Genomic DNA, 16,998 nt, shown 5'->3' on the forward strand with positions numbered 1-16,998 from the left:
GTCGGAAGGGTACTCGGGGCTGGGCACTGGAATGCTCCTGAATCTGCACTGGTCTGACCCGGGATCGGATGCCCCGGTCAGGGGTGGAAGGCTGAGGCGGTAAAATCGAGGTGATGAGCACCGACCACGCGCCAGTACCAAGAGTAGCCAATCGCTACGGTGCTCCCAAGCCTGCGCGCCTGCGGTCTGGATCACGCCGATGGCTGCTCTGGGTGTTTCTGGGGATCGCCGTCGTCGGTACCGCCCTTTTCAGTCTGTCCGTCGGCACACCCGCCGTGTCATCGAAGGATGTCGGGTTCAAAATCGATGGATCCGGCATTGCACGGGTGGACTTCGAAGTCACCAAGGACCCGGAAGCCGCTGCGCAGTGCGCGGTGCAGGTGCTCAACGAGTCCTACGCGATTGTGGGCTGGAAAATTGTGGACATACCTCCCGTCGGGTCCGGGCAGGGCTTCAACGACGGCCGGACCACCTCGCACAGCGTTGATATACGCACCGAGTCGGACGGCGTGAGCGGCGGCGTTAATGCCTGTTGGATTGTGCGGGGTTCCTGACGCAGACTCGCTCCAACCGCACCATTGTTGGGTTATCAAAGCGTGCTGACTATAATGGACTGATACGTTCCGCCCCGCCCTAGTCGGTGGCCCTCCAGGAAGAGGCCCCTACGCAGGCGGGGTCTTTGCTTGTAGATGCTTCGCACAGTGTGCGTGCAACCGCAGGCAAAGTTCCCAGCCGAACCCGCCATGGGCTTCGACGTACCTAAGGAGATACCGTGTCCACCAACAGCGCATCCGTCGCATGGCTCACGCAGGAGTCCTACGACCGCCTCAAGGCTGAGCTGGAACACCTGTCCGGTCCAGGCCGCACCGAAATCGTCGCCCGCATTGAGCAGGCCCGCTCCGAGGGCGATCTGAAGGAGAACGGCGGCTACCACGCGGCCAAGGAAGAGCAGGGCAAGGCCGAGGCCCGCATCCGCCAGCTCACCGAACTGCTGAACAACGCCCACGTCGGCGAAGCACCGGCGGACAACGGCATCGTCGAGCCGGGAATGCTGGTGGAAGCAAAGATCGCCGGGGACAAGGAGACATTCCTCCTTGGCAGCCGCGAGGTGGCCGGGGACACGGACATCAACGTCTACAGCGAGAGGTCCCCGCTCGGTGCGGCGATCCAGGGCCACAAGGCCGGAGACAAAGTCACCTACACCGCTCCCAACGGCAAGGACATCACGGTGGAGATTCTCTCCGCAAAGCCCTACGCGGGCTAGGGATTGACGGCGTTACGGCGGCTTGCTCCAGACGGGGCGGGCCGCCGTTTCAGTATCAGGGCTGCCAGCACGCCTCCCAGCGCACCGAAGAGGTGAGCCTGCCATGAGATGTTCGAGCCGAACTGCGGGAGGATGCCCCACAGAAGCGAGCCGTACACCAGGAAGAGGACGACGGCGAGCAGTACCTGCTTGAAGTCCCGGTTGTAGAACCCCCGCACCAGGAGGTAGGCAAACAGACCGAACACCACGCCTGATGCGCCGATGGTCAGCCCTCCGCCGAAGATCCACACCCCGAGTCCAGAGGCCAGCCAGCTGGCTCCGAGGGCGATGGCAAATCGCTTGGCGCCTTCGAGGAAGGCAAGGAAACCCAGGACCACCAGCGGCAGCGTGTTGCTGAAAAGGTGCCCGAAATCTGCGTGCAGCAGCGGTGCGAAGATCACGCCGTCCAGGCCGTCCAGTTCGCGGGGCTCAATACCCAGCAGGCGGATCAGGAAGAAACCCGTCAGGACGTTGAGCAGCTGCACCGCCCACATCAGACCGGCGAGAACGGCGACGGTCGCCAGGCCGCTGCGTGCCCGTTTCGCCAGCACGTCAGCCCTGGATGACAACGGGCTGGAAACCTTCCGCCCGAAGGTTGTTCAGAACCAATTCGCAGTGCTCCTCACCCTTGGTTTCCATATTGATGGTGATCGCTACGTCACCCATGCTGATCGAGCCGCCCACCCGGGTGTGGTCCACGCCCGTCACGTTGGCATCCGATTCGGCGATGATTCGCGAAATGGTCGCCAGCGAGCCCGGGCGGTCATCGAGCAGCATCCGCACCACCATGAACCGTCCCGCGGCGGCGAGGCCGCGTTGGATCACCTTCAGCATCAGCATCGGGTCGATATTTCCACCCGATAGTACGACGGCGGTGTTCCCGGGGTTGGCCCCGTTCTCAGTCAACTTGCCGTCCAGGAGCGCCGCGACGCCCACCGCTCCAGCAGGTTCAACCACCATCTTGGAGCGTTCAAGCAGGAAGATCAGCGCACGTGCGAGGGAATCCTCGCTGACTGTGACGACGTCGTCGACCAGCTCCTTGATGATCGAGAAGGGAAGTTGCCCTGGACGGCCCACGGCGATGCCGTCCGCGATCGTGGAAACCTTCTTCAGCGGCACCAGCGCATCCGCCGCCAGTGAAGGCGGGTAAGCTGCGGCGTTCTCAGCCTGGACTCCGATGATCCGGATCTCCCGGCCGAGCTCCCGGGCGCGCGCCTTCACAGCCACAGCCACTCCGGCCAGCAGTCCTCCACCGCCCACGCCCATCAGGATGGTGTCCACGTCAGGTACCTGCTCGAGGATCTCCAGGCCAATGGTGCCCTGGCCTGCCACAACGTCCACGTTGTCGAACGGGTGGACAAACACCGCACCGGTCTCGTCCGCGTAGCGCTGGGCTTCCGTCAAAGCCTCATCGACGTTGTGGCCGTGCAGCACAACCTCGGCACCGTGGCCCCGGGTTGCCGCGAGCTTCGGCAGGGCAACTCCCAGCGGCATGTAGATCCGGGCTTGAATGCCCAGCCTGCTTGCCGCAACGGCGACACCCTGGGCGTGGTTTCCTGCCGACGCCGCGACAACCCCGTGAGCCCGCTCCTCGGCGGTAAAGCGTGCCATCCGGACGTAGGCGCCACGCACTTTGAAGGATCCGGCACGCTGCAGGTTCTCGCACTTGAGGGAGACCTTCGATCCGGTCAGCCTCCCCAAGGCCCGGGAATCCTCGATGGGCGTGTACGCAATGACCCCCTCGAGCATCTTCTGCGCTGCGAGGACGTCCTCGAGGGTTACTGCCAATTGGGCGAGGTCAGTTCTCACGTGGAGGCTTCTTTCGTGGAGGGGTCCGGTTCGGTGAGTTCACCTGTCGTCGGCGCGAGCGCCGTCCCGGGCTCTGGATGACGGGGCGCCGGAGCGCCAAGTGCGGGATCGGTTTCCCAGGAGCGCGCAGCAATGTAGCGGACCACCGTGTTCAGGATGGCAAGGACCGGCACGGAGAACAACGCCCCGGGTATTCCGGCAAGCAGCGAGCCGCCTGCGACCGCCAGTACAACCGCCAGCGGGTGCAGGGATACCGCCCTACCCATCACGAACGGCTGGAGGATATGCCCCTCGACCTGCTGGACCAGCAGGACGATGGCGAGCATCACCAGTGCATTTACCCAGCCGTTGGCAACCAGCGCCAGAAGGACGGCGACCAGGCCTGTAAATAGGGCCCCGATAATCGGTATGAAGGATCCAAGGAACACCAGGACAGTCAGCGGAAGGACCAGCGGCACACCGATGATTGCGGCGCCGAGACCGATGCCGACGGCGTCGATGAAGGCCACCAGGATCTGGACGCGCACATAGTTGGCCATGGAGGTCCAGCCACGTTGTCCGGCCCCTGCCACGGCCGCCCGGGCGCGCCGGGGTGCCAGGCCGGCGGTGAAGCGCCAGATGCGCTCGCCGTCGAGCAGGAAAAAGATCAGCGCGAACACGGTGAGCAGCAGGCCCGCGAGGAAGTACCCCGCACTGCTGCCGAAGGACAGCGCACCACTGACGATCACGCCGCTGTTGTTCTCTACGGCGATCGCTGCCTCGTCAATGAAGTTGTCGATCTGCGCCGAGGTGAGGTGCAAAGGACCGTCCGAAAGCCAGTCCTGGATTTGCTGGATGCCTGCCAGCGCCTCATCCCAGAGGTCTGCGAACCCCACGGCAAGCTGTTGGCCGACGAGGGAGAGCGTTCCGCCGACCACAAGGAGGAAGCTGATGACCGTGGCCGCAACGGCAACTCCGTTCGGGAACCGGTGGCGGCGGAGGAAGGTGACCAGCGGGGTGAGCAGGCTGGAGAGCAGGCCCGCAACCATCAGCGGGATGACCAGCAGGGAGATGTGGCTCAGAAGCCAGATGAGCACACCGGAGACCACGATGACCAGGCCCACCCGCCATGACCAGGCCGCGCTCACCCGCAGTGCGTAGGGCACGTCTTCACCGGCCGACCGCCCCGCGGGCGCGGCAAAGGCGTTCTGGAAGGCCTGGTGCGTTTTCCGCCGCGATGGACGCGTCATGAATCAATCTTTTCACAACCAAGCGCGGATGCAGTTGCCGTGACGTCCCACCCCATGTTTGAATTTGTTAGATATAGTGTTATTTTGTTTAGCCCGTTATCGTTCCCTGGAGAGACCATGCTCGCCGCTGACCGCCATGCCGCGATTCTGGACACACTGCGCGTGCAGCGCACGGTCCGGGTGAGCGAAGTTGCCGTGGCCCTGGGCGTTTCCGAAATGACTATCCGGCGGGACATCGACAGCCTCGATGCGGCGGGAACCCTGCGGAAGGTCCACGGCGGCGCCGTATCCCGTGCAACGCTAAGCACGTTGGAGCCCGGTTTCGGCGTCAATGCCGACCAACACACAGAGGCGAAGGAAGCCATCGCCTCGGCGGCCGCTGAGCTCGTGGAGCCCGGCATGACCATAGCGCTGACCGGCGGTACCACCACCTACCGTCTGGTCGAACACCTCACAGGACCGCTGACCATCATCACCAACTCCCTTCCTGCTGCCGAAAAGCTGCACCGGAGTGCAGCTTCGGGCATCACTGTGCTGCTCACGGGCGGCGAACGCTCACCCTCAGAGGCGCTCGTCGGTCCCATCGCCACCTCCACCGTGCGCTCCTTCAACGTGGATCTGTGCTTCATGGGTTCCCATGGCGTCGATGCAGACGCCGGGATCACCACGCCAAACCTTGCCGAAGCGGACACCAACCGCGCGTTCGCCGAACAGTGCGGACGGCTGGTCATCCTCGCCGATTCCACCAAGTTCGGTACGGTCAGCCTCGCCCGGGTGGCCGGTCTCGCCGCGGTGAACTGCATCGTCACAGACCAGCCGCCCGGCGACTCCCGCTATGCCGCACAGACCACCGTCATCACGCCTGATTCCTACTCCAGCCCCTCCACGCAGATACTCCAGGACACCCCATGACCCAGATAACGCCCACGCGCCTGTCCGACGGCCGCGAGCTGATTTACTTTGATGCTTCCCCGGAAGCGGCCGCGGCGCATCGTGACGCCGCCGCCGTGGCTGACCGTCGCGGCCTCCCGCCGCGCGGCGGGACGGGCGACGTGCGGTACGACCCCCTCACCGGTGAGTGGACTGCGGTAGCCGCGCATCGACAGACGCGCACCCACCTGCCGCCGGCCAATCAATGTCCCCTGTGTCCGTCGTCGTCGGTCAACCTGTCGGAGATTCCTGCCGGAGACTACGAAGTGGTCGTGTTCGAGAACCGCTTCTCATCGTTCGGTCCCGATCTCGGCACCCTGCCCGGCCCCGAGGCCGGCAGCACCGGCTGGGGTACGACGACGCCGGCCTATGGTCGGTGCGAAGTGGTTGCTTTCGATTCATCCCACGAGGGCTCCTTCGGATCGCTGCCGCCCGAGCGGGCACGCACGGTCATCGACGCGTGGGCGCAGCGGACCGAGGCGCTCTCAGCGATGGAGGGAATCCGGCAGGTTTTCCCGTTCGAGAACCGCGGCGAGGACATCGGCGTGACCCTTCTGCATCCACACGGGCAGATCTATGCGTACCCCTTCGTTCCCCCGCGGGCTGCGCTGATGGGACAGGCCGCCCGCCGCTATTTCGATGCCGTCGACGGCCGCGGGACACTGATGGGTTCAGTGCTGAAAGCAGAGCGGAACTCCGGCGAACGTATGGTCCTCGAAGGAGAACACTTCAGCGCCTACGTCCCGTTCGCTGCCCGCTGGCCGCTGGAAGTCCATCTTGTGCCTCACCGCCATGTGCCGGACCTCGCAGCGTTGTCTGACCAGGAACGGGATGAACTCACTACCCTCTACCTGGATCTGCTGGCCCGCGTCGACGGGATCTACAGCACCCCCACTCCGTACATCTCAGCCTGGCATCAGGCCCCGTTGGTGCCTGAACTCAGGGAATCCGGCTATCTTCACCTGCAGCTCACCTCGCCCCGCCGGGCCGAGGACAAGCTGAAGTTCCTGGCCGGTTCCGAGGCCGCGATGGGCGCTTTCATCAATGACACCACCCCCGAGAAGGTCGCAGCCACCCTGCGCGCCGTTACCCCTGCAGGGAAGGAAGCACAGTGACACTTACGCAGCAGTTCGAGGGCCGTTTCGGGCATCCTCCGGCCGGCGTCTGGGCAGCGCCCGGGCGGGTGAACGTGATCGGCGAGCACACCGACTACAACGAGGGCTTCGTGCTCCCGTTCGCGATTGACCGGTCCACGCAGGTTGCGGCCTCGGTGCGGAATGACGCGACCGTCCGGGTCAGCTCCACGTTCTCCCGCAAGAGCGAGCAGGTGATCAGCGAGCTGGACGGCTTGACGGCCGGCGGCGTTGAAGGTTGGGCCGCATACCCGGTCGGCGTCCTGTGGGCGCTGCGGGAGGCCGGTCAGGAGATTCAGGGCATGGACCTGCTGATTGATTCGCAGGTCCCCGTCGGCGCGGGGCTCTCCTCCTCGGCCGCAATCGAGTGTGCCGTCGCTGTTGCCGCCAATGAACTTTTCGGCCTGGGGCTCAGCGGGTCAGAGCTGGCGCTGATCGGCCAACGCGCTGAAAATGAGATGGTCGGCGCACCGACCGGCGTCATGGACCAGTCAGCGTCACTGCTGGGAAAGCACGGGCACGCCGTGTTCCTGGACTGCCGTTCGCAGCATGCAGAGCTGGTTCCCTTCCCGCTGCAGGAAGAGGGCCTGGCACTGCTGGTGATCGATACGCGCGTGAGCCACTCGCACGCAACCGGCGGTTATGCGGCGCGACGGCGCTCCTGCGAGGTGGGCGCCGACGTCATGGGGGTAGCTGCGCTGCGTGACCTCGGCGAAGGTGACCTTGCGGAGGCTTCGGGCCTGCTCGACGAGGAGACTTTCCGCCGCGTTCGCCACATCGTCACCGAGAACGCCCGGGTGCAGGAAACTGTGGAGCTCCTTCGCTCGGAGGGACCGCGCGCGATCGGCCCGCTACTGGATGCGAGCCACGTCTCCATGCGCGATGACTTCGAGATTTCCTGCGCGGAGCTCGACCTCGCCGTCGAGTCATCCCGGGAGGCCGGAGCTCTTGGAGCCCGCATGACGGGCGGCGGCTTCGGCGGTTCTGCGATAGCGCTGACCCCGGTGGAGGACATCGATCGGGTGCGCGCCGCCGTCATGGAAGCGTTCGCGGCAGCGGGCAACACCCCGCCCGTGGTCTTCGCGGTCTCTCCCGCGGACGGCGCTGGCCGCGTCTCGTAAAAGCCTGGGCGCCCAGCCCGCCCGGGTCGACTCCTCAATAGGTGACTCTTTGAGCGCTCAAAGAGTCACCTATTGAAGAGTCGATGGTCCTCGAAGGCAAACGAAAGGCCCCCGGCGGTTCTGAACTGGTCAGTTCGCCCGGGGCCTCACGTGTTTGTTCTAGCGTTCTGCTTACTCGCTGCCGCGCAGGATAGCGATAATGCGAAGGAACTCGATGTAGAGCCAGATCAAAGTCATGGTCAGACCGAACGCTGCGGTCCAGGAGTATTTCCGCGGTGCACCATTCTTGACGCCGTCGCTGATCATGGTGAAGTCGATGACCAAGGAGAAGGCAGCGAGGCCGATTGCAAGAACACCAATCAAGACTCCGAGCGGAATGCCGAAGATGACCACCTCGGAACGCAGTCCCCAGGGGTCGTCAGTCACTCCAAAGAGGATCAGGCCAAGGTTCACCAGGCTGAACAACGCGTACCCAACCATTGCGATCATGAAGATCTTCATGGCCTTGGGCGTGGCGCGCACCTTGCCGCTCTTGAAGAGCAGCAGCGTCACCGCGAATACCGACAGCGTGCCGAGCAGTGCCTGCAGTGCGATGTTCGGGAACTGCATCTCCAGAATGAGAGTCAGCCCACCCAGGAACATGCCTTCAAAGAAGCCATAGGCGAGGATGAGCGCAGGCACAGGCTCACGCTTGAAGATGTTCACCAAACCGAGAACGAATCCACCGATCAGGCCGATGACCATCAGAGGCAACAGAAGGCCCGGCAGCAGGAACGCCGGTACAGCCGCGCCAATCAGAACCATGCCGATAGTGGCGATGGTCTTGACGATCACGTCGTCGAAAGTCATCCGCCCCGTTTCGGCAGGACCCGCCGAGGGCTGGTTGTAGAGGTTCTCCAGCTGCTGCTGGTTCATTGCCGACTGGCCGGCCAATGCTGTTGAACCGTATGCTGCCGGATTGTTGCCGCGGGCAGCGGTACGGAAGTTCTTACCGTTGAAAACCGGGTTACCGCCGAGTGCCATGGTGATGTAGTCCTCCATCTGGGGGCTGAGATGTTTCAACCCTACCAATATCAACGGTTTCGGGCGCCTTTTGTTCCTCACCTGTGGAGGACGGGCCAACAAGGCCAAACGGTAGACTAACCGGGTACGGAAAACCCCAATCCCTTCGACAACGAGAGCCTCCATGCCCGACGCCCTGCCACTGAAAATGCTTCACGACCGACTCCTGGTGGTCCTGGACAAGGACGGCAGCGAGCGGCGGTCGTCGTCGGGCATTGTGATCCCAGCGACCGCGGTAATGGGAAAGCGCCTCGCCTGGGCCGACGTCGCCGCGGCCGGTCCGAGCGTCCGCCAGGTCTCGCGGGGCGACCGCATTCTGTTCGATCCCGAGGACAAATCCGAGGTCGATGTCGGCGGCACCGACTACATCCTTCTGCGCGAACGCGATGTCCATGCCGTCGCGCAGCCGGAGCCCGACGACGCCGGCACCGGGCTCTATCTCTAGGCGAACGTCCGCCCGGGTTTCCCAACCTGCACAGTTGTTATCCAATCGCTATCTGGATGCCCCGGTTTGGCGATTTGCGGTAACCCCGCACGGGTAACATGTTCTCCACACTGAGTGACTTCGATCACAGGCTTTAGGGCCGTCGTACCTCGACGGACAAGCCACCATCGTGGAGGTTCATAACTTGATAACCAAGCCGACGACGGCATGGCGCAGGAGACTCCTGCTCCTGGCAGCCGGCCTCCTGGCCGCTTTATTCATGAGCGCACCTGCGGCCGGGGCTTTCCCCCATCCATCGGGAAGCAGTCCAGGCACCCCAGCCTCCATCCAGGCGGGTGAGTTCGAAAACCGGATCAGCGGCGTACTTCGGAACGCTGAAGGCCCGCTCGAAGGCGTTCAAATAACCGCTACGGGCGAGAGCTTCGAAGGCGAAGCCACCTCGGACGAGAGCGGACGCTGGGTCATCGAGGTCCCCGAACAGGGCGCCTATGAAGTGGAGCTCGATGAGTCCACTCTCCCGGAAGGCGCACAGCTGGCCGAAGGCCAGGAGAATCCCCGCACCGTCACGTTCTCGGGCACCACCAACATCACCACCCTCTTCCTCTTCGGTGAGGGAATCGTGCTGGAGACCACCAGCTTCTGGAGCGTGCTGGCCGACCGTGCGGTCGCCGGACTGAGCTTCGGACTACTTCTCGCGCTGAGCGCCGTCGGCCTCTCGCTGATTTTCGGCACAACGGGGCTCACGAACTTCGCCCACGGCGAGATGGTGACCATGGGTGCGGTTCTGGCGTTCGCCTTCGCGGCGCTCGGACTCCCGGCGATCGTCGCGATCATCCTCGCTGTAATCGGCGGCGGCGCATTCGGCTTCGTGCAGGATGCCGGGCTCTGGAAGCCGCTGCGGCGCAAGGGCACGGGCCTTGTGCCGATGATGATCGTCAGCATCGGCCTGGCGCTGGCACTGCGCTACATCATCCAGTTCAACTTCGGCGGACAGACCCAGCAGCTCCCGGGCGCGCAGGGGAACATCCTGGACTTCGGTCCGGTGTCCATCTCACAGAACAACCTGAACTCGCTCATCACCAGCCTCGTCGTGATTCTCCTGATCGCCTTCCTGCTGCTGCGCACCCGGGTCGGCAAGGCCACCCGCGCCGTCGCGGACAACCCGGCGCTCGCGGCCGCCTCTGGTATCGATGTGGACCGCGTCATCCGCCTGGTCTGGGTAGTCGGCGGGGCCTTGGCTGCCCTCGGCGGCATCCTGTGGGCCTACTACCGCCCGGGCGTGACCTTCAATATGGGCCAGCAGATCCTGCTGCTGATCTTCGCAGGCGTGGTCCTCGGTGGGCTTGGTACTGTCTTCGGTGCGTTGCTCGGGTCAATCATCGTTGGGCTCTTCGTGGAGATCTCCACGATCTGGCTTGAAGCCGACCTGAAGTACGTCGGCGCTCTCCTCGTCATGATTCTTGTTCTTCTCTTCCGGCCCCAGGGAATCCTGGGCCGCCGTGAGCGCGTAGGTTAGGGGCACCAGCATGGATTTCGCTAACATCTTTTCCCTCGCTTTCGGCGAGATGATCAGTCCGACGACGGCGGCATATGCCCTCGCCGCACTTGGCCTGGCCGTTCACTTCGGTTACACCGGACTGCTCAACTTCGGCCAGGCAGGGTTCATGGCCATGGGCGCGTACGGTTACGCCATCTCGACCCTCACGTTCAACGCTCCGCTGCCTGTTGCAGTGCTGGTGGCGTTGCTCGCTTCGGTGATTTTCGCCGTCGTACTGGGTATTCCGACGCTGCGGCTACGCGCCGATTATCTGGCGATCGTGACGATCGCGGCCGCTGAAATTGTGCGGTATATCGTTACGACGAACGGACTCACCAACGTCACGGGGTCGGCGAACGGTCTTGCCGGCGGTTTCGAGAACGGGTTCTTCGCGCTCAATCCCTTCCCGGACGGGAACTACAACATCGGCCCGGTCGGTATGAACGAGGACGGCTTCTTCATCCGGGTTGTCGGCTGGACAATCGTGGCGCTGGCATGCGTGGCCGTCTGGCTGCTCATGCGCAGCCCCTGGGGGCGTGTGCTGAAGGGCATCCGCGAGGACGAGAACGCCGTCCGCTCACTTGGGAAAAACGTGTACGCCTACAAGATGCAGGCACTGATTCTGGGCGGTCTCATGGGTACCGTCGCCGGGATGATCTTCACGCTCCCCCGCGGTGCCGTGCAGCCCGCGAACTATTCAACCGAACTGACGTTCTTCCTGTACACGGTCCTGCTGCTCGGCGGCATGGCCACGGTGCTTGGCCCGGTCCTCGGCGCCATGATCTTCTGGGTGGTTCTCTCGCTGACCCAGAGCCTCCTGTTCGGTGCCATTGAGATCGGCGCCATCACATTCCTCACCAACGTCCAGGCTGGACAGCTCCGCTACATCCTCGTGGGTGTGGCGCTCATGCTGCTCATGATCTTCAGGCCGCAGGGCGTGCTCGGAAACAAGAAGGAGTTGGCGTTCGCATGAGTGAACACGCTTCAAGGGAACAACAATCGCCGGAACGAGGCGAAGCCTCGCCCGAGGCGGTAGACCATATGACCGATGCACGGCCCATCGCGGCCGAGACACCCGGCCCTGGGTGCCGCAAGCGGGACCCAATCGTCACCGCGAAGAACGTGACTCGCACCTTCGGCGGCATCAACGCCGTCGACGTCGAGTACCTCGAAATTCCGCGCAACAAGATCACGGCGCTCATCGGACCGAACGGTGCGGGCAAAACCACGCTCTTCAATCTCCTGACCGGGTTCGACACACCCCAGAGTGGCGAGTGGGAGTTCGACGGACGCTCACTCGCAGGCGTAGCGCCCTATAAGGTGGCGCGCCTTGGCATGGTGCGCACGTTTCAGCTGACCAAAGTGATGGGCAAGCTCACCGTCATGGAGAACATGCGGCTGGGCGCCAAGGACCAGCCGGGGGAGAGCCTGCTACGGGCACTGTTCAAGGGCTTGTGGGGCGGCAGGGAGAAGGAGATCACTGCGCAGGCGGAGGTCCTGCTCAAGAAGTTCAAGCTGGACACGAAAACCGATGACTACGCGGCATCACTCTCGGGCGGCCAGCGAAAGCTGCTCGAAATGGCCCGTGCGCTGATGGTCCGCCCGCGGCTGGTCATGCTCGACGAGCCAATGGCCGGAGTGAACCCTGCGCTCACGCAGTCGCTCCTTGACCACATCAAGAACCTGAAGGCAGAGGGCATGACGGTCCTCTTCGTGGAGCACGACATGCACATGGTCCGCCATGTTGCCGACTGGGTGGTTGTCATGGCGGAAGGCCGCGTGGTGGCTGAGGGAACTCCCGGCGTCGTCATGAAGGATCCGGCTGTGATTGACGCCTACCTGGGTGCCCACCACGACGTTGACCTGGGCGACTCTCACGGCGTCGAGATGCTGGAGGTCGAACTCTCCCATGACAAGGAATCTGTGATCGGAACCGACAACGCGGGCCTCCTTGATCACCACCACACCAAGATCACTGAAGCGGGACACCGCGGCACGGAGGAGAAGCGGTCATGAGCGAAGCAGCAGAAACCCCAGGCGGGGCGGGCTCAGCGGAACCGGCAGGAAAGTCGGTCGTCAAGGTCACGGACCTGGTGGCCGGATATCTTCCCGGTGTGAACATCCTCAATGGCTGCTCGATCGAGGCACGATCGGGAGAACTGATCGGCATCATCGGGCCCAACGGCGCAGGCAAGTCCACGCTGCTCAAGGCCATGTTCGGGCTGGTGAAAGTGCATTCCGGCACCGTGGTGGTCCGGGATCAGGACATCACCGGGCTGAAGGCCAACAAGCTGGTCAGCCGTGGTGTGGGGTTCGTTCCGCAGAACAACAACGTCTTTGCCACTCTCACCATCGAGGAAAACCTCGAGATGGGGATGTACCAGCGGTCCAAGGACTTCAAGAAGCGGTTCGAATTCGTCACTGACCTGTTCCCCGAACTCGGGAAGCGGCGTGCACAACGCGCGGGATCCTTGTCCGGCGGCGAGCGCCAGATGGTTGCCATGGGCCGCGCGCTCATGATGGAACCGGCTGTGCTGCTGCTGGACGAGCCCTCCGCCGGGCTCTCCCCCGTGAAGCAGGACGAATCCTTCCTGCGCGTACACGAGATCAACCGTGCCGGTGTCTCGGTCATCATGGTGGAGCAGAACGCCAGGCGGTGCCTGCAGATCTGCGACCGCGCCTACGTCCTGGACCAGGGCAAGGACGCCTACACGGGCACCGGGCGTGAGCTCATGAAGGATCCAAAGGTCATCCAGCTTTACCTCGGAACCCTCGCAGACACCGCTTAGAACGGCTTACAGCAAAGAAGCCCTTCCCCTGCCGGGGAAGGGCTTCTTTGTCTGTGCGAGTGATTAGCTACTGCTGCTGTCCTACAGCTGTCCGGACTCGGAACGGTAGGGCTGCGGTACGTTGTTCTCGTCGAACTCGTAGATGCCGATGAAGGCTTCTGTCGGGTCACCGTTCTCATCGAATGTGATGGGACCGGAAATACCCTGGTAGTCGATATCTTCACCGCCGCGTTGGAGTGTGATACAGCCCGCGAAGTCGAAGCACTCTGTGCCTTCCTTCGATACGGCCTCAAGCTCCGCTGCGATGTCCGCTCCCTCGATGCTTCCCGCAGCGTCTGCTGCCAGAGCGATGATGTTCACGGCATCATAGCTTTCGCCTGCGTAGTTCCACACATCCAGGTTGGGATCGATTTCGGCGAGGGCGGCCTTGAACTCGTCACCGGCGAAGGAACCGGGCTGGGTGCCCTGCGCGCCTTCCATGGTGCCTGGATCAAGGTCTTCGCTGTAGTCCGCGGTGTTGCCGTCCACGAAGAACATTGCGTTCGGATCCACGCCCGCGCCCGTCATGAGCGGGATGATGCTGTTGGCCTGGTCGAAGCTGATGACCACGTAGGCGTCAGGCGCGGCCGCAACAAGTCCGTCCACCTGGCTGCTGAACTGCGAATCGCCCTCGTTGAACATCTCCTCGGCCACGATCTGCCCGCCTGCGCTCTCAACCGCTTCGGTGATGCTGGCTGCGAGGCCGGTACCGTAGGCGTCATTCAGGACGATCATGCCGACGGTCTGGGCGCCACACGCCATGATGTAGTTGCCGAGCACACGGCCCTGCAGAACATCGGAGGGAGCCGTACGCCAGTAGAGCCCGTTGTCGTCAGCGGTGGTGAAGTCAGGCGACGTATTCGCCGGGGACATCTGGATGACACCCGCGCCGGTGATCTGCTGGATAACTGTCTGCGAAACGCCGGAGGACGCCGCACCGATGATTGCGCTGACATCCTGTGACAGCAGGTCGGTCACGGACTGGGTGGCGATGTCCGTGGTGGTGTCACCGGAATCCCGGTGGATGATCTCGATATCCTGGCCCAGCACGCCGCCGGCCTCATTGATTTCCTGGACTGCGAGGTTTACACCCGCGATTTCCGGCGGGCCGAGGAACGCGAGGGCTCCTGTGGTGGGCAGGATGGACCCCAGGACCAGCGGAGCGTCGGAGGTGGTTTCAGCCTCGGGCACTGCGCTTGGATCACCCTTCTCGCCGGGAGGGGGCGCTTCGCCGCCCTGGCTCTCGGGGCAGGTCAGCCCCGTTGCTGCCGGTGCCGAAGACTCTCCGCCTTCTTCTTCGGGGGTGGGGTTTCCACCGCAGGCAGACGCGAAGAGAGCGACGCCCAAGCTGAGGGCGGCAATCTTCGCAGCGCGCGGAGCACTTCCCCCGATGCTGAACCGCGCGGAGTTACGTGTTGCTGTCATGGAATTTATCTCCTCGATCGAAAGGCATGATGAGCCTTTGATGCGATCACCAGGTGTTCCTGGTATGTGAAAAAGCTAATGCAAAAAAGCGCCCAAGATAAGGGAATCTGATTACATCCTTGTAACGCTCATCACAGCCGTTTTGGATTGCGCTTTGCACCACGCTGGAGCGCGTGATGGCGTGACGGGGTCGCGTATCCTTGATGGGACGCATGAGCAGGTGATGCCGTTCCGCCCCAGTAGCCCAATGGCAGAGGCAGGAGACTTAAAATCTTCACAGTGTGGGTTCGAGTCCCACCTGGGGCACCACTCATATCCGCGCCATTGCTGGGAAGCGAGGACACGGAGCTACCTCCGGTCCGGTCGTGGTTCCGCCAGTGGTTCCAAACAGCTTGAAAACGGGTCACGCCGACCCCATCAGCGACGCCCAGGTCGACGCAGCCTCGGCCTGCATCCCAGGCAGAACGTGTTGGTACACGCGCAGCGTCGTCATAACGTCCGTGTGGCCCAGCCGCTCACTCACTACCTTCGCCGGCACATTCGCCCGCAGCAACGCCGTTGCATGAGTGTGCCGGAGATCGTGCAATCGGACGGTCGGCACCGCATCGGTCGCCGGTTTGTCCTTCGACCCGAGATGCACCTGCGCGGCCGCAACCTGCCGCACGAAAGCATCAGCCACGGCATCAGGGTTTGATGCCGAGCCGTCGAGCTTCCCAAACACATGAGCTGACTGGCGGACCAGGCCCAGCCCCACGGTGCCGCGATCAGCCTTCCACTTACGCAGCATCACCACATCGTCAACGCCTATGTTCACGGTGCGGGATCTTCCCGTTTTCGTGGGCCCCTCGACCAGCCGTGTTGTCCCGTCCTTGATCACGCCCACCGTCCGGCGAACTGAAACAGCCGAATTGACCAAGTCGATGTCGGACCACCGGAGGCCGATGAGCTCCCCGCGGCGCATCCCCGTTGAGAGCAGCAGCGACCACATCGGCGCATGGTTCGGGCGGTTCTCCCACGCCCAGGTCAGGAAGGTCCGCGCCTGGTCTGGCGACCATGCGTGCATCTCCGGCGCCTTCGCTTCCGCAGCCGTGGGCGGCTTCGACTTGTCGGCCGGATTTACCACCAGTAAGCCCTCGTGGACGGCGTCGCGGAGCGCGGCGGAAATGATTGTGTGGATGTACCGGACGGTTCGGGCTGAGAGCCCCTTCGCTCCCCCGCGGTTTCCCTTGCCGCCGGCCGTCTCGAGGTCTTTGTAGAGCTTGGTGAGCCGGGCGCCGGTCACCGCCTCGAGCTTCAATGCCCCAATGTGCGGGATCACGTGCAGCCTAATGTTCCGCTCGTAGGATGCCACGGTCGACGGCCGCAACCGCAGACCCTCAGTCCACACTTGCAGCCAGTCGGCGACGGTTCCCCTTGACGGCTTCACGTAGGTGTTCCGCTCGATGTTTCGCTGAATGTCCCGCAACGCCTTCGCCGCGTCCTTCCGGGTGGTGAACCCGCGCTTCTGCGCCCGCTTAGGGTGCCCATTCTCATCCGGCACATAGAACAGAACCGAGTACCTGACGCCGGCCTTGGTCACATACTCGTTTATCCCACCCTCACCCGCCTGCCGGCGCCGCGGCTTAGTCATCGGCCTGCTTTTCCAGCGCATCATTTACGGCTTTGCTTATGGTCTCTCGCCGGAGCTTCACAAAGTCCTCCACCTTCAAGAGCGCCTGGATCTCGCCAGAGGCAACCCAGTTCATCATATCGACCTTCTTCGATCCAAAGGGACGGAGGCTACCCTCCATCGCAGTAACGTGCATTTCGTAGCCCTTGCCGGCAGGCGTCTCTACCCACTCGATGCCCGGGGGCGCCACGAACAGATCCGCCAGTGACTCTCCAAGCGCCAAGCACAGCGCAAACAAATCGGCGGCAGCATAGGAACGGCGCCCTGCTTCGGCTTGGGAAACCGCCTGCCTAGACCAAGGCTTTCCCGTGAACGGTTCCAATTTTCTGCCCAACTCAGATTGCGAAAGCCCGCGCCTAATTCGGAAGGACTCGACGTTCTTACCGATGATCTGTTCGAGGGTGAGGCTGTTCTCCATGCGGTCTCCTTCGTTGTGTCATGCTCAGTTTGCCACAGTGTGCAGAAGCTTGACAATGCCTACTGAATCGCCCTACTCTGAATTCAGTG

The 16,998-nt window shown here is 63.3% G+C and carries 17 protein-coding genes and 1 tRNA gene; 11 read left to right on the forward strand and 7 right to left on the reverse strand.

Annotated elements, in window-relative coordinates:
• Window positions 1-113 precede the first annotated feature (113 nt).
• Both ACX80C_RS14430 and greA read left to right on the forward strand, forming a co-directional pair.
• A complete protein-coding gene (locus ACX80C_RS14430) occupies window positions 114-554 on the forward strand; it encodes a DUF4307 domain-containing protein (protein WP_459327147.1) in 441 nt (146 codons plus the stop codon).
• Window positions 555-772: 218 nt separating this feature from the next.
• Complete coding sequence (greA, locus tag ACX80C_RS14435) at window positions 773-1,264, forward strand: transcription elongation factor GreA (RefSeq protein ID WP_459327148.1); 492 nt, start codon at window positions 773-775, stop codon at window positions 1,262-1,264.
• On the opposite strand, the gene ACX80C_RS14440 is transcribed toward greA, so the two are convergent.
• From ACX80C_RS14440 to ACX80C_RS14450, 3 genes are read right to left on the reverse strand one after another with little or no spacing between them, the layout of a single operon-like run.
• On the reverse strand, window positions 1,261-1,872 hold the full coding sequence (locus ACX80C_RS14440) for a rhomboid family intramembrane serine protease (protein ID WP_459327149.1): 612 nt from the start codon (window positions 1,870-1,872) through the stop codon (window positions 1,261-1,263). The genes greA and ACX80C_RS14440 overlap by 4 nt on opposite strands.
• On the reverse strand, window positions 1,856-3,052 hold the full coding sequence (ilvA, locus tag ACX80C_RS14445; RefSeq protein WP_459327218.1) for a threonine ammonia-lyase: 1,197 nt from the start codon (window positions 3,050-3,052) through the stop codon (window positions 1,856-1,858). The genes ACX80C_RS14440 and ilvA overlap by 17 nt, the downstream gene beginning before the upstream one ends.
• Before the next feature lie 56 nt (window positions 3,053-3,108).
• Window positions 3,109-4,341, reverse strand: coding sequence for an AI-2E family transporter (locus ACX80C_RS14450; protein WP_459327150.1), 1,233 nt, complete (start codon window positions 4,339-4,341; stop codon window positions 3,109-3,111).
• A 117-nt stretch (window positions 4,342-4,458) separates the two neighbouring features.
• Between ACX80C_RS14450 and ACX80C_RS14455 the strand changes: the two genes are divergently transcribed.
• Genes ACX80C_RS14455 through galK form a run of 3 tightly spaced genes read left to right on the forward strand, consistent with a single transcriptional unit; the run spans window position 4,459 to window position 7,525 of the window.
• On the forward strand, window positions 4,459-5,253 hold the full coding sequence (locus ACX80C_RS14455) for a DeoR/GlpR family DNA-binding transcription regulator (protein ID WP_459327151.1): 795 nt from the start codon (window positions 4,459-4,461) through the stop codon (window positions 5,251-5,253).
• Window positions 5,250-6,386, forward strand: coding sequence for a galactose-1-phosphate uridylyltransferase (galT, locus tag ACX80C_RS14460; RefSeq protein WP_459327152.1), 1,137 nt, complete (start codon window positions 5,250-5,252; stop codon window positions 6,384-6,386). Before ACX80C_RS14455 ends, galT begins: the two co-directional genes overlap by 4 nt.
• The gene (galK, locus tag ACX80C_RS14465; protein WP_459327153.1) at window positions 6,383-7,525 is read left to right on the forward strand and encodes a galactokinase; all 1,143 of its coding nucleotides are present in this window, start codon (window positions 6,383-6,385) and stop codon (window positions 7,523-7,525) included. Before galT ends, galK begins: the two co-directional genes overlap by 4 nt.
• A 171-nt stretch (window positions 7,526-7,696) precedes the next feature.
• Here the strand turns inward: galK and ACX80C_RS14470 are convergent, their stop codons facing one another.
• Entirely contained in the window at window positions 7,697-8,548 is an 852-nt protein-coding gene (locus ACX80C_RS14470; RefSeq protein ID WP_459327219.1) for a Bax inhibitor-1/YccA family protein, read from the reverse strand.
• 187 nt (window positions 8,549-8,735) lie between these two features.
• Between ACX80C_RS14470 and ACX80C_RS14475 the strand changes: the two genes are divergently transcribed.
• The 5 genes from ACX80C_RS14475 (at window position 8,736) to ACX80C_RS14495 (ending at window position 13,358) form a co-directional block, all read left to right on the forward strand.
• Complete coding sequence (locus ACX80C_RS14475) at window positions 8,736-9,032, forward strand: GroES family chaperonin (RefSeq protein ID WP_459327154.1); 297 nt, start codon at window positions 8,736-8,738, stop codon at window positions 9,030-9,032.
• 259 nt (window positions 9,033-9,291) lie between these two features.
• Window positions 9,292-10,548, forward strand: a complete 1,257-nt coding sequence (locus ACX80C_RS14480) for a branched-chain amino acid ABC transporter permease (RefSeq protein ID WP_459327155.1) — start codon at window positions 9,292-9,294, stop codon at window positions 10,546-10,548.
• A gap of 10 nt (window positions 10,549-10,558) precedes the next feature.
• Window positions 10,559-11,542 carry a branched-chain amino acid ABC transporter permease gene (locus ACX80C_RS14485; RefSeq protein WP_167991688.1) on the forward strand — a complete coding sequence of 328 codons (984 nt, stop codon included), beginning with the start codon at window positions 10,559-10,561 and terminating at the stop codon, window positions 11,540-11,542.
• Window positions 11,543-11,610: 68 nt separating this feature from the next.
• Entirely contained in the window at window positions 11,611-12,585 is a 975-nt protein-coding gene (locus tag ACX80C_RS14490) for an ABC transporter ATP-binding protein (RefSeq protein WP_459327220.1), read from the forward strand.
• A complete protein-coding gene (locus ACX80C_RS14495; RefSeq protein WP_459327156.1) occupies window positions 12,582-13,358 on the forward strand; it encodes an ABC transporter ATP-binding protein in 777 nt (258 codons plus the stop codon). Before ACX80C_RS14490 ends, ACX80C_RS14495 begins: the two co-directional genes overlap by 4 nt.
• Window positions 13,359-13,439: 81 nt before the next feature.
• On the opposite strand, the gene ACX80C_RS14500 is transcribed toward ACX80C_RS14495, so the two are convergent.
• The gene (locus ACX80C_RS14500) at window positions 13,440-14,822 is read right to left on the reverse strand and encodes an ABC transporter substrate-binding protein (RefSeq protein WP_459327157.1); all 1,383 of its coding nucleotides are present in this window, start codon (window positions 14,820-14,822) and stop codon (window positions 13,440-13,442) included.
• Between the two features lie 233 nt (window positions 14,823-15,055).
• Here ACX80C_RS14500 and ACX80C_RS14505 point away from each other — a divergent pair.
• Window positions 15,056-15,131 (forward strand) — tRNA-Leu (locus ACX80C_RS14505).
• A gap of 94 nt (window positions 15,132-15,225) precedes the next feature.
• On the opposite strand, the gene ACX80C_RS14510 is transcribed toward ACX80C_RS14505, so the two are convergent.
• On the reverse strand, window positions 15,226-16,452 hold the full coding sequence (locus tag ACX80C_RS14510; protein ID WP_459327158.1) for a tyrosine-type recombinase/integrase: 1,227 nt from the start codon (window positions 16,450-16,452) through the stop codon (window positions 15,226-15,228).
• Window positions 16,445-16,909, reverse strand: coding sequence for a helix-turn-helix domain-containing protein (locus ACX80C_RS14515; protein ID WP_459327159.1), 465 nt, complete (start codon window positions 16,907-16,909; stop codon window positions 16,445-16,447). The genes ACX80C_RS14510 and ACX80C_RS14515 overlap by 8 nt, the downstream gene beginning before the upstream one ends.
• Window positions 16,910-16,998: the final 89 nt, after the last annotated feature.

This window comes from Arthrobacter tecti (genome assembly GCF_054511355.1).

Coding starts and splice junctions, on each gene's coding strand:
- ACX80C_RS14430 (WP_459327147.1), top strand. CDS start 114: ATGAGCACCGACCACGCGCCAGTACCAAGAGTAGCCAATCGCTACGGT.
- ilvA (WP_459327218.1), bottom strand. CDS start 3,052: ATGCTCGAGGGGGTCATTGCGTACACGCCCATCGAGGATTCCCGGGCC.
- ACX80C_RS14450 (WP_459327150.1), bottom strand. CDS start 4,341: ATGACGCGTCCATCGCGGCGGAAAACGCACCAGGCCTTCCAGAACGCC.
- ACX80C_RS14455 (WP_459327151.1), top strand. CDS start 4,459: ATGCTCGCCGCTGACCGCCATGCCGCGATTCTGGACACACTGCGCGTG.
- galT (WP_459327152.1), top strand. CDS start 5,250: ATGACCCAGATAACGCCCACGCGCCTGTCCGACGGCCGCGAGCTGATT.
- ACX80C_RS14470 (WP_459327219.1), bottom strand. CDS start 8,548: ATGGCACTCGGCGGTAACCCGGTTTTCAACGGTAAGAACTTCCGTACC.
- ACX80C_RS14475 (WP_459327154.1), top strand. CDS start 8,736: ATGCTTCACGACCGACTCCTGGTGGTCCTGGACAAGGACGGCAGCGAG.
- ACX80C_RS14480 (WP_459327155.1), top strand. CDS start 9,292: ATGAGCGCACCTGCGGCCGGGGCTTTCCCCCATCCATCGGGAAGCAGT.
- ACX80C_RS14485 (WP_167991688.1), top strand. CDS start 10,559: ATGGATTTCGCTAACATCTTTTCCCTCGCTTTCGGCGAGATGATCAGT.
- ACX80C_RS14490 (WP_459327220.1), top strand. CDS start 11,611: ATGACCGATGCACGGCCCATCGCGGCCGAGACACCCGGCCCTGGGTGC.
- ACX80C_RS14495 (WP_459327156.1), top strand. CDS start 12,582: ATGAGCGAAGCAGCAGAAACCCCAGGCGGGGCGGGCTCAGCGGAACCG.
- ACX80C_RS14500 (WP_459327157.1), bottom strand. CDS start 14,822: ATGACAGCAACACGTAACTCCGCGCGGTTCAGCATCGGGGGAAGTGCT.
- ACX80C_RS14510 (WP_459327158.1), bottom strand. CDS start 16,452: ATGACTAAGCCGCGGCGCCGGCAGGCGGGTGAGGGTGGGATAAACGAG.
- ACX80C_RS14515 (WP_459327159.1), bottom strand. CDS start 16,909: ATGGAGAACAGCCTCACCCTCGAACAGATCATCGGTAAGAACGTCGAG.